The 11,389-nt window shown below is 66.5% G+C and carries 7 protein-coding genes; 3 read left to right on the forward strand and 4 right to left on the reverse strand.

The window, feature by feature from the left end:
• Positions 1-35 precede the first annotated feature (35 nt).
• Together rplL and P0Y52_04015 are read left to right on the forward strand one after the other, a co-directional pair.
• A complete protein-coding gene (rplL, locus tag P0Y52_04010; GenBank protein ID WEK58703.1) occupies positions 36-416 on the forward strand; it encodes a 50S ribosomal protein L7/L12 in 381 nt (126 codons plus the stop codon).
• Between the two features lie 148 nt (positions 417-564).
• A complete protein-coding gene (locus tag P0Y52_04015) occupies positions 565-1,245 on the forward strand; it encodes a type 1 glutamine amidotransferase domain-containing protein (protein ID WEK58704.1) in 681 nt (226 codons plus the stop codon).
• Between the two features lie 61 nt (positions 1,246-1,306).
• Here the strand turns inward: P0Y52_04015 and P0Y52_04020 are convergent, their stop codons facing one another.
• The 4 genes from P0Y52_04020 to P0Y52_04035 form a co-directional block, all read right to left on the reverse strand.
• The gene (locus P0Y52_04020; GenBank protein ID WEK58705.1) at positions 1,307-3,295 is read right to left on the reverse strand and encodes a peptidase M61; all 1,989 of its coding nucleotides are present in this window, start codon (positions 3,293-3,295) and stop codon (positions 1,307-1,309) included.
• A 50-nt stretch (positions 3,296-3,345) separates the two neighbouring features.
• On the reverse strand, positions 3,346-5,289 hold the full coding sequence (locus P0Y52_04025) for a peptidase M61 (protein ID WEK58706.1): 1,944 nt from the start codon (positions 5,287-5,289) through the stop codon (positions 3,346-3,348).
• 158 nt (positions 5,290-5,447) lie between these two features.
• Positions 5,448-6,173 (reverse strand): hypothetical protein, encoded by a 726-nt coding sequence (locus tag P0Y52_04030; protein WEK58707.1) that lies wholly within the window; start codon positions 6,171-6,173, stop codon positions 5,448-5,450.
• A gap of 269 nt (positions 6,174-6,442) precedes the next feature.
• Positions 6,443-6,964 (reverse strand): FKBP-type peptidyl-prolyl cis-trans isomerase, encoded by a 522-nt coding sequence (locus P0Y52_04035; GenBank protein WEK58708.1) that lies wholly within the window; start codon positions 6,962-6,964, stop codon positions 6,443-6,445.
• Between the two features lie 307 nt (positions 6,965-7,271).
• Here P0Y52_04035 and rpoB point away from each other — a divergent pair, with 307 nt between their 5' ends.
• Positions 7,272-11,387, forward strand: a complete 4,116-nt coding sequence (rpoB, locus tag P0Y52_04040) for a DNA-directed RNA polymerase subunit beta (GenBank protein WEK58709.1) — start codon at positions 7,272-7,274, stop codon at positions 11,385-11,387.
• Positions 11,388-11,389 lie beyond the last annotated feature (2 nt).

Genomic DNA, 11,389 nt, shown 5'->3' on the forward strand with positions numbered 1-11,389 from the left:
CTCTCTGAACCTCATCCTACCGAAGGAAGACTAAAATGGCTGATCTCGCCAAGATCGTTGAAGAACTGTCGGCTCTGACCGTCCTGGAAGCCGCTGAACTGTCGAAGCTGCTGGAAGACAAGTGGGGCGTTTCGGCTGCCGCACCGGTCGCCGTTGCTGCTGCTGGCGGCGCTGCTGCTCCGGCTGAAGCTGCTGAAGAGCAAACCGAGTTCACCGTTGTCCTGATCGACGGCGGCGACAAGAAGATCAACGTGATCAAGGAAGTCCGCGGCGTCCGTACGGACCTGGGTCTGAAGGAAGCCAAGGACCTGGTCGAAGGCGCTCCGCAGAACGTCGTCGAGAACGTCTCGAAGCAAGTCGCTGAAGAGCTGAAGAAGAAGCTCGAAGAAGCCGGCGCCAAGATCCAGATCAAGTAAGATCGGATTTTGCGTTTCGGCCCTCGGGCCGAGGCTCAGACTTCAAGGAACGGGTCGGAGGGAAACCTCCGGCCCGTTTTCTTTTGCGCGAGACTGGCGGGACGGGGAGGGCGGGACCATCTGAACCCCTCACACAAGGATGCCCCCCATGAAGATCCTGATGGTCCTGACCTCCCACGACCAACTCGGCGACACCGGCCACAAGACCGGCTTCTGGCTGGAAGAGTTCGCCGCTCCCTATTACGCCCTGAAGGACGCCGGGGCCGAGATCGTCATCGCCTCGCCCAAGGGCGGGCAGCCGCCGCTGGACCCCAAGAGCGACGCCGAGGACGCCCAGACCGACGACACCCGCCGCTTCAAGGCCGACGCGGAGGCGCAGGCTGCTCTGGCGAACACGGTCAAACTGGTCGATGTGAAGGCTGAGGATTTCGACGCCGTCTTTTACCCCGGCGGTCACGGCCCGCTGTGGGATCTGGCCAATGACCCCGTGTCCATCAGCCTGATTGAAGCCTTCGCCGCTGCGAGGAAGCCGACGGGCTTCGTCTGCCATGCGCCGGGCGTGCTGAAGGACGTGAAAGGCGCGGACGGCGAGCCGCTGGTCAAGGGCCGGGCCGTCACCGGCTTCACCAACAGCGAGGAAGAGGCTGTGGGCCTGACCGAAGTCGTGCCCTTCCTGGTGGAAGACATGCTGGCCGCCAACGGCGGGCGCTACAGCAAGGGCGCCGACTGGAGTTCCTATGTCCTGACGGACGGGACGTTGGTTACGGGGCAGAACCCGGGCTCGTCGCGGGAAGCCGCCGAAGCCCTGCTGAAGCTGCTGAAGGCCTAAGCGAGGCTCATACGAAAACGGCCCGGGAGCGATCCCGGGCCGTTTCTGTTTCTAGCGTGGCCTAGCGGCGACGGGGGCTGAGGATGTCGCCGATGCGGTCGGGCGTCCCGGGGATGCGTTCCAGGCGCGGATAGCGCAGGCCGTCGTGGTAGTCGAAGGCCACGGTGCGGTAGCGGTCGCCGTTCTTGAGCAGGAGCGAGATCGGCCTGTCCGTGCCCTTGGCGGCGGTGACGGCGTCGCGCAGGACCTCGGCCGAGGCGGCGCGGTCGTTGACGGCGACCAGTTCCCAGCCCGGACCGATGTCGGCCTCGAAGGCGCGGCCGCCCCAGCGGATGCCGGTCAGCTTGTTCGACGAGGACAGGGTGAAGCCCAGTGAATACTGGAAGTCCGTGGCCCAGCCGGACTGGATGCGCTTCTCTCCGGCGGTCAGGCTGTCGGTATAGGTCAGGCGGTAGCCGCCGCGGGCCAGACCGTCCAGCGGGGCCTTGGCGTCGGGGCCATTGGCGTCTAGGCGGGTGCGCAGGAAGGTCGCCCAGTCGTGGGGGTGGACGGCGTTGAGGGCCGCGACCACGTCCTCGAAGGTGTAGCCGCGCGGGGCCCAGGAGCCGTCGTCGCCGCCGAAGAAGCCCTTGGCGAAATCGTCCAGCGACTTCCTGCCGTTGGTCGCCTCACGAATGAGGGTGTCGGCGTCCAGCCAGATCAGCAGGCTTTCGCGGTAGTAGTCGCCGGTGCCGCGCATCCACGACGAATAGGGATTGCTGGTGCGGTAGCCGAGCAGGTTGTGGTTGTTGACGTCCTGTAGCGGACGCCATGCGCGGCCCGGCTGGTTGTCATAGAAGGCGGCGTTGTCGGCCAGGCTGGCCAGAATGTCCTCCTTTGAGGCCAGACCTGAGCGGGCGGTCAGAACGTCGCCCCAGTATTCCGTCTGGCCCTCATAGACCCACAGCAGGGTGTTCTGGGTCGGGATGTTGTGGTTGGCGGTCAGTTCGTCGGCGGGGCGCTGGCGCTTGCCGTTCCAGGCATGGACGAACTCGTGCGGCAGGAGGCCGATGTCGCCGAGGTCCTTGCCCCAGTTGGTGAAGAAGTCGGGCGTGACGCTGTTCTCGGACGAGCGGTGATGCTCCAGCCCGATGCCGCCCATCTTGGACGTGGCGGCGACCAGGAAGTCGTAGCGGTCATAGGGGCGGGCGCCGAACAGGCGGTCGGTCTGGGCGACCAGGTTCTCGAACTTGGCGATCTGTTCTGGCGTCGGGGCGAGGTTCCTGGCCTCGTCGCCGACGATGTTCAGGTGGACGGCCTCGCCCCTGGGGTCGATCTCGATGCGCTGGAAATGGGCGCCGCCGAACAGGGGGCTGTCGATCAGGGTGTAGAGGTCGGTCGGGCGGAAGGTCGCCACGCCGTTCTCATAGCGCTCGGTGTCCAGGGCCACGCCGTATTTCCAGCCCTCGGGCAGGCGGATCGAGGGGGCGAAGGTGATGCCGGTCGAACGGTAACCGGCGGGATAGAGCAGGGCCTTCTCCCACTGCAGGTTGACCATCTCCGGCGTCATGACCACGCGCCAGGTGGCGTTGTCGGGCTGGGTCAGCCACTGGAACTCGACCACGATCTCGCTGACGCCCTGGGGCACGTCCACGTGGAAGGCGTAGGGGTCGATGGTGTCGCGCAGCCAGTCGATCCGGGTCCCGCCGCTCGTTACGGTCACGCCCGAGATCAGCTGGATCGGGCCGGTGGCGGCGTGGTTGCCGGGCAGGAACTTGGGATAGAGCAGGACCAGGGGGCCCGCCGTGACCGGGATGGTCTGGCGGACGCGGACGATCTTGCGCTCCACGTCGGTGGCGTCGACCTCATACTTGATGACGCCGGGGTAGGTCTCGGCGGTCGGGGCCGGGATGGGCGGCAGGGCGCGGGGCAGGCCAAGGGGCGTGTTCTGAGGCGTCGGCGCGGCCGGCGCCTGCGGGCCGGTCCAGGCCTGCGGGGCATGAGCCAGGGCGGTCGAGGCGACCGAGGTCAGCAACAGGGCGAGGGCGGCGGCAGGCAGGCGTCGGGTCATCGGGTATCCAGAACTCAGAGGTAATCAGGCGTAAGGCTTGGCAGGCGGCGTCAGCGACGGCGAGGCGACAGGATGTCGCCCAGGCGGTCGGGCGTCCCCTCGATCCGCTCCAGATGGGGGTAGCGCAGGCCGTCGTGGTAGTCGAAGCGGACGGTCTTGAAGACGTCGCCGTTCCTGAGGATCAGCTCGATGGGGGCGGCGGAGCCCTTGGCGGCGCTGACAGCCTCCTTGAGGGCGTCGGCCGAGGCGGCGCGACCGCCGACGGCGACCACTTCCCAGCCGGACGTCAGGCCCTGTTCGAAGGCCGGGCCGCCCCAGACGACCGAGGTGATCTTGTTCGCCTTGTTCATCATGAAGCCGAGCGAATAGGTGAAGTCGTTGCGGCCCAGCTCCTTGTAGAGGGCGTCCATGTAACCGGAAGGTTCTTCTTTGAAAACAAGGCGGTAGCCGCCGCGCTCGATGCCGTCCAGCGGGCCGCGCGAGTTGGGGCCGACCGCGTCCAGGCGCTCGCGCAGGAAGGCAGCCCAGTTGTTGCCCTGGACCCCGTTCAGGGTCGAGGTGACGGTGTCGAAGGTGTAGGGGGCGGGGTTCCAGTCGCCGTCCTGGGTTCCGAAGAAGGCCTTGGCGAAGTCGTCCAGCGACTTCTTGCCGCCGGTCTGCTCGCGGATCAGGGTGTCGGCGTCCAGCCAGATCAGCGAGCCCTCGCGGTAGTAGTCCTCGCTGCGCTGATAGGAGCCCCAGGGCTGCGGCCGGCGCTGGCTGATGATGGGGTCGTTGGTGGTGTCCTGCATGGCGCGCCACTGGCGGCCGGGGATGTTCTGGAAGCTGGCGGCGGTCATGGCCAGAACGTCCAGCGCCTGCTGCTTCGACATCAGGCCGGCGCGGGCGGTCAGGACCAGGCCCCAGTACTGCGTCTGGCCCTCATAGACCCAGAGCAGGGAGTTCTGCAGCGGCTCGTTGAGGTTGGGGGTCATCTGGTCGGCGGGGCGACGCCACTTGCCGTTCCAGCTGTGGGTGTATTCGTGGCCGAGCAGGTCGCGGTCGGCGAGCGTGCCTTCGCGGTCGGTGAAGTATTTGGGATCGACGCTGTTCTCGGAGGAGCGCTGATGCTCCAGGCCGATGCCGCCCAGCTTGTCGGTCACGGCCAGCAGGAAGTCGTAGTGGTTGTAGTGGCGGGCGCCGAACAGGCGGTCGGCCTGGGCCACCAGGTTGCGGTGCAGCTGGATATGCTCGTCGGAGGCTTCCAGCATCTTGGCGGTGTCGGCCACGACGTTGAGGCGGACGGGCGAGCGGCCGCCCGGATCCAGGTCGATCTGGCGATAGTGCTGGCCGGCGAAGACGGGGCTGTCGGCCAGGTGGTCGAGGGTGATGGGGGCGAAGGTCGCCAGACCGTTCTCGAAGCTGACGGTGTCGAGACCGGCGCCGTAGTTCCAGCCGGCGGGCAGCTTCAGCGTCGGCTTGAAGGTGATCTGGCGCGAGTAGTAGCCCGCCGGATAGAGCAGGGCCTTCTCCCACTGGATGTTCAGCATCTCGGGCGTGACGACGACGCGGCCCTGATTGCCCTCGATCGGGGTCAGCCACTGGAAGGCGACCTCGATCTGGCTGACGCCGGCGGGGACCTCGATCTGATAGGCCCAGGGATTGGCGGTGTTGCGCACCCACTCCAGCCGCTGACCATTGGCGGTGAAGGTCAGACCGCCGACGTTGGCGACGGGGCCGGCGGGGCTGTGGTTGCCCGGAAGCCATTGCGGATAGAGCAGGACCATCGGCCCGGCCTGGGCGACAGGAATGGTCTGGCGCACCTGAACCAGGCGGCGGTCGATGTCGGTGGCGTCCACGTCGAGGCTGATGACGCCGGGATAGGCCGCGTCGCGCGGGGCCGGGATGGGCGCAAGCGCCACGGGCAGGGCGGGCGTGCCGACCTGCGCGAGCGCAGGCGAGCCGATTGAGATCAGCAGGGCGGCGGCGCTGACGGCCAGGGCGAAACGCTTCATGGACAGATATTCCCAAGGGCCGCCCCAACGCGGCTCGAACTGGGCCGCAGACCACATTGTGACAGCCCCGGCGTCAAGCGAGGGAGGGCGGGATTGCACCGTGCAGCGAAAAAAACAGTGCAATTCGTGCAATGGGCCGGGAGGCCGTCGCGGATGGCTCAAGGCGCGTCCGCCGCCTGTTTGGCCAGGGCGACCTGATGCTGCAGGTCCTGCAGCCGGGCGCGTTCCTTCCGCTTTTCCTTTTCGACGCGCAGGAGGTCGGCGCGGGCGTGGGCGACGCGGGTTTCGGCGGAGGGGCGGCTGGTCGCGGCGAGGTCGCGATGGATGCGGGTCCAGCCGCGCGCCTCGATCATGCGGCCGGCGCGGATGGCCTGTTCGGCGTTGAGCCAGGCGACATCGGCCAGTTCGGTCGGGGTGGCGTAGGCTTCGAGCAGGACCTCGCTCGGCCCCTGAAGGTCGAAGTCAGGATGGGGCGGCGCAGCGGGGCTGATGCGGGGCGGCCGGGCGCAGAAGCCGTCGTGGACTTCGTAGTCGGCGGGGTGAGCGTTTGGGGAGCCGGGCGGCGAGGCGTGCGGATAGGCGGCGGGCGGCCTCATGCCCTCGACAGGGGCGGGGCGATCCAGTTCCTCGGCGAAGTTGCGCCAGTCGCCGGGGTCGTATTCGCGCTCATAGACAAAGGGCGCGTCCACCGGGGTTTCAACCTGATCGGCGCGACGCCAGCCCTCGACGCGGGCGCGGTGGCGGAAGGTCGACAGGCTGAGGCCGTGGCGCTCGCACACCTCGGGGGCGCTGCCGCCCGCCAGATAGTCGGCGCGGACCAGGGCCCAGAGTTCGCTGGAGCGGCGGGTGCGGGCCGGAGCCGGGGTGTCGGAGGGAATGCTCATGCCCGCAAGGATAGGGGCGGGGGCAGGTAGGGCGCGTAGAAGGGGCGCGACGGGCGTCGATCCCTTGTGCGGCAAGGGATTGGGCGGCCCGATTGTGTGGGCTGGACGGAGAAAGGCGACCCTCGGGCTTGTCCCGAGGGTCTATGGCGGCTTCGAGAGCGACGCATGCGCGGCAAGCGCCCGTCGTCATGACGGCCCGAGGCGTGCGGCAGAACGATAGGCCCTCGGGACAAGCCCGAGGGTGACGATACCCCCGGATCTGGCGGGGATCAGTTCGCCGGGGTCACTTCCAGCAGTTCGACGGTGAAGCGCAGGACGGAGTTGGCGGGGATTTCCGTGCCCATCCAGCGCGGGCCGTAGGCGAGGTCGGCGGGGATGACGAATTCGTAGGTCTCGCCGGTGCGCATCAGGGCGACGCCTTCGGTCCAGCCCTTGATGACGCGGTTCAGCGGGAAGCTGGTCGGTTCGTTGCGCGAGTAGGAGCTGTCGAACTCGCGGCCGTCGATGAAGGTCCCGCGATAGTGGACCTTGACCGTGTCGGCGGCGACCGGCTGGACGCCCTTGGGGTTGGCCTTGCCGACGCGGCGGTACTGGAGGCCGGACGGGGTGGTGGTCCAGCCGCGCTGCTGGCCGTTCCACATCAGATAGGCGGCCTGGCCGACCTCCCAGTTTTCCTGGGTGGCGGGGCCTTGGGGGACGACCTGGGCGATGGTGGCGGGCGCCGAGGCGCAGGCCGACAGGGTCAGGGCGAGGGCGGACGCGGCGAGCGCGGGCAGGGCGATGCGGTTCATACGCCCACGCTTATCACGCCGATTGAAACTGCGTCAGGGGCCTTTATTTCGCCGCCGATCCGCGTATATATGCGCGCTCCGCAGATTCCATGAATCCCGCGCGAAAGCGCCCAAGCCCGGTTTGTCGCCCTCCGACCGGTGCGCAGGCGCCGTCCCTTTCCCAAGGGGCGAGCATATCAGGCGCTCTGATCCCCAGCGGATCGAGGGTGAGCGCCGCGAGAATTAATGGTCACGGATCGCCGGATTGGCGGGCCGTGGCTGCTGCATTGACGTCGGGTCTTTATCGGCTCGCGATTGGGAAAACAGAATGGCAAACTCCACTGACGGTCTCGCCCTGGGTAAGATCGCCTCCGCCACCTCGTTCACCGGCAAGAAGCGCATTCGTCACTCGTTCGGGCGTATCCCCGAAGCGGTGAAGATGCCGAACCTGATCGAGGTTCAGCGCGCTTCCTACGAGCAGTTCCTGCAGCGCGAAGTGCGCAGCGGAATTCGCAAGGAGCAGGGCATCGAGGCGGTCTTCAAGTCGGTCTTCCCGATCAAGGACTTCAACGAGCGCGCCGTCCTGGAGTACGTGTCCTACGAGTTCGAGGACCCCAAGTACGACGTCGAGGAATGCATTCAGCGCGACATGACCTATGCCGCGCCGCTGAAGGTCAAGCTGCGCCTGATCGTCTTTGAGACCGAGGAAGAAACGGGCGCCCGTTCGGTCAAGGACATCAAGGAGCAGGACGTCTACATGGGCGATATCCCGCTCATGACGGACAAGGGCACCTTCATCGTCAACGGCACCGAGCGCGTGATCGTCTCGCAGATGCACCGTTCGCCGGGCGTCTTCTTCGACCACGACAAGGGCAAGACCCACTCGTCGGGCAAGCTGCTGTTCGCCGCCCGCGTCATTCCCTACCGCGGTTCGTGGCTGGACTTCGAGTTCGACGCCAAGGACGTGGTCTTCGTCCGTATCGACCGTCGTCGCAAACTGCCGGCCACCAGCTTCCTGCTGGCCCTGGGCATGGACGGCGAGGAAATCCTCAAGACCTTCTACGAGACCGTCCCCTACGAGAAGCGCGGCGAAGGCTGGGTCACGCCCTACAAGCCGGAACGCTGGCGCGGCGTGAAGCCGGAATTCGACCTGGTCGACGCCGACACCGGCGAAGTGGTCGCCCAGGCCGGTCAGAAGATCAGCGCCCGCGCCGCCAAGAAGCTGGCTGACGGCGGTCTGACCTCGCTGTCGCTGGCGGCTGACGCCCTGCTGACCAAGTATCTGGCCGCCGACGCCGTCAACTATGAGACCGGCGAGATCTACGCCGAGGCCGGCGACGAGCTGGATGCGGAGTCGATCGCCCTGCTGGAAGAGCACGGCTTCACCACCATCGACGTGCTGGACATCGACCACGTCACGGTCGGCGCCTACATGCGCAATACCCTGCGCATCGACAAGAACACGGGCCGTGAAGACGCCCTGTTCGACATCTATCGCGTCATGCGTCCGGGCGAGCCGCCGACCCCGGAAGCCGCCGAAGCCATGTTCAACTCGCTGTTCTTCGACAGCGAACGCTACGATCTGTCGGCCGTGGGCCGGGTCAAGATGAACATGCGTCTGGAGACCCCCGAGGTTTCCGACGAAATCCGCGTCCTGCAAAAGGACGACGTGCTGAAGGTGCTGCAGATCCTGGTCGGCCTGAAGGACGGCCGCGGCGAGATCGACGACATCGACAACCTGGGCAACCGTCGCGTGCGTTCGGTCGGCGAGCTGCTGGAAAACCAGTACCGCGTCGGTCTGCTGCGCATGGAGCGCGCCATCAAGGAGCGCATGTCCTCGGTCGATATCGACACGGTCATGCCGCACGACCTGATCAACGCCAAGCCGGCCGCGGCTGCGGTGCGTGAATTCTTCGGCTCGTCGCAGCTGTCGCAGTTCATGGACCAGACCAACCCGCTGTCGGAGATCACCCACAAGCGTCGCCTTTCGGCGCTTGGCCCGGGCGGTCTGACCCGTGAGCGCGCCGGCTTTGAAGTCCGCGACGTTCACCCGACGCACTATGGCCGCATCTGCCCGATCGAAACGCCGGAAGGCCCGAACATCGGTCTGATCAACTCGCTGGCCACCCACGCGCGCGTCAACAAGTACGGCTTCATCGAGAGCCCCTATCGTCGCGTGAAGGACGGCAAGGCCACGGACGAGGTGGTCTACATCTCGGCCATGGAAGAGGCGAAGCACGTTATCGCCCAGTCCAACATCGAACTGAACAACGGCGAGATCGTCGAGGATCTGGTCCCCGGCCGGATCAACGGTGAATCCCAGCTGCTGACCAAGGCCGACGTCGACATGATGGACGTGTCGCCGAAGCAGGTCGTTTCGGTCGCTGCGGCCCTGATCCCCTTCCTTGAAAACGATGACGCCAACCGCGCACTGATGGGCGCCAACATGCAACGTCAGGCCGTGCCTCTGGTGCAGTCGGACGCGCCGCTGGTCGGCACCGGCATGGAAGCGGTCGTGGCCGTGGACTCCGGCGCTGTCGTGATCGCCCGTCGTGACGGCGTGGTCGAGCAGATCGACGGCACGCGTATCGTTCTGCGCGCCACCGGCGACGTGGACGCGGGTCGTTCGGGCGTCGACATCTACCGCCTGTCGAAGTTCCAGCGCTCCAACCAGTCGACCTGCATCAACCAGCGCCCGATCGTGCGCGTGGGCGATGAGGTGAAGGCCGGCGACGTCATCGCTGACGGCCCGTCGACGGACCTGGGCGAACTGGCTCTGGGCCGTAACGTCCTGGTCGCCTACATGCCGTGGAACGGCTACAACTTCGAAGACTCCATCCTGATCTCCGAGCGCATCGTGCGCGACGACATCTTCACCTCCATCCACCTCGAAGAGTTCGAAGTGATGGCGCGTGATACGAAGTTGGGCCCGGAAGAAATCACCCGCGACATCCCCAACGTCGGCGAGGAAGCCCTGCGCAACCTCGACGAAGCGGGCATCGTGGCCATCGGCGCCGAAGTCCAGCCGGGCGACATCCTGTGCGGCAAGGTCACGCCGAAGGGCGAGAGCCCGATGACGCCGGAAGAGAAGCTGCTGCGCGCCATCTTCGGCGAGAAGGCTTCGGACGTGCGCGACACCAGCCTGCGTCTGCCGCCCGGCGTCGCCGGCACGGTCGTCGACGTGCGCGTCTTCAACCGTCACGGCGTCGACAAGGACGAGCGCGCCGTGGCCATCGAACGCGCTGAAATCGAACGCCTCGGCAAGGACCGCGACGATGAGCTCAAGATCCTTGAGCGCAACGTCTATGGCCGCCTGAAGCCGCTGCTGCTCGGCAAGGACGCCGTCTCGGGCCCGAAGGGCATGGGACGCGGCGAAGTGACCGAAGAGAAGCTGGCCGAAGTGTCCAAGGGCCTGTGGTGGCAGATCGCCCTCGACGACGAGAAGGCGATGGGCGAGCTCGAGGCCATGAAGAAGCAGTTCGAGGACGCCCGTAAGGCGCTCGACCGTCGCTTCGAAGACAAGGTCGAGAAGCTGCAGCGCGGCGACGAACTGCCGCCGGGCGTCATGAAGATGGTCAAGGTCTTCGTGGCCGTGAAGCGCAAGCTTCAGCCGGGCGACAAGATGGCCGGCCGTCACGGGAACAAGGGCGTCATCTCCAAGATCCTGCCGATCGAGGACATGCCGCACCTGGACGACGGCACCCACGTCGACATCGTTCTGAACCCGCTGGGCGTGCCTTCGCGCATGAACATCGGTCAGATCTTCGAAACCCACCTGGGGTGGGCTTCGGCCGGCCTCGGCAAGCAGATCACGGGTCTGCTGGAGCAGTGGATGGACGGCGGCATGCGCGAGGCCCTGGTGTCGCGTCTGACCGAAATCTACGGCGCCGACACCCCGCTGCCGGAATCGGACGAAGACCTGATCGAGCTGGCGCAGAACCTGGCCAAGGGCGTGCCCTTCGCGACCCCGGTCTTCGACGGCGCGCACATTTCGGACATCGAGGATCTGCTGGAATCGGCCGGTCTGGATCGTTCGGGCCAGTCGATCCTGTTCGACGGTCAGACGGGCGAGCAGTTCAAGCGTCCGGTCACGGTCGGCTACGTCTACATGCTGAAGCTGCACCACCTGGTCGACGACAAGATCCACGCCCGCTCCATCGGCCCGTACTCGCTCGTCACCCAGCAGCCGCTGGGCGGTAAGGCGCAGTTCGGCGGACAGCGCTTCGGGGAAATGGAGGTCTGGGCTCTGGAAGCCTACGGCGCCGCCTACACCCTGCAGGAAATGCTGACGGTGAAGTCCGACGACGTGGCTGGCCGCACCAAGGTCTACGAGGCCATCGTCCGCGGCGACGACAGCTTCGAGGCCGGCATTCCCGAGAGCTTCAACGTGCTCATCAAGGAAATGCGCTCGCTGGGCCTGAACGTGGAGCTGGAGAACAGCTGATC

It is taken from the genome of Candidatus Brevundimonas phytovorans, from assembly GCA_029203145.1.
Classification (GTDB): domain Bacteria; phylum Pseudomonadota; class Alphaproteobacteria; order Caulobacterales; family Caulobacteraceae; genus Brevundimonas; species Brevundimonas phytovorans.

Excerpts from the sequence above, each read along its gene's own strand:
- rplL (WEK58703.1), top strand. The coding sequence starts at position 36 with ATGGCTGATCTCGCCAAGATCGTTGAAGAACTGTCGGCTCTGACCGTC.
- P0Y52_04015 (WEK58704.1), top strand. The coding sequence starts at position 565 with ATGAAGATCCTGATGGTCCTGACCTCCCACGACCAACTCGGCGACACC.
- P0Y52_04020 (WEK58705.1), bottom strand. The coding sequence starts at position 3,295 with ATGACCCGACGCCTGCCTGCCGCCGCCCTCGCCCTGTTGCTGACCTCG.
- P0Y52_04025 (WEK58706.1), bottom strand. The coding sequence starts at position 5,289 with ATGAAGCGTTTCGCCCTGGCCGTCAGCGCCGCCGCCCTGCTGATCTCA.
- P0Y52_04030 (WEK58707.1), bottom strand. The coding sequence starts at position 6,173 with ATGAGCATTCCCTCCGACACCCCGGCTCCGGCCCGCACCCGCCGCTCC.
- P0Y52_04035 (WEK58708.1), bottom strand. The coding sequence starts at position 6,964 with ATGAACCGCATCGCCCTGCCCGCGCTCGCCGCGTCCGCCCTCGCCCTG.
- rpoB (WEK58709.1), top strand. The coding sequence starts at position 7,272 with ATGGCAAACTCCACTGACGGTCTCGCCCTGGGTAAGATCGCCTCCGCC.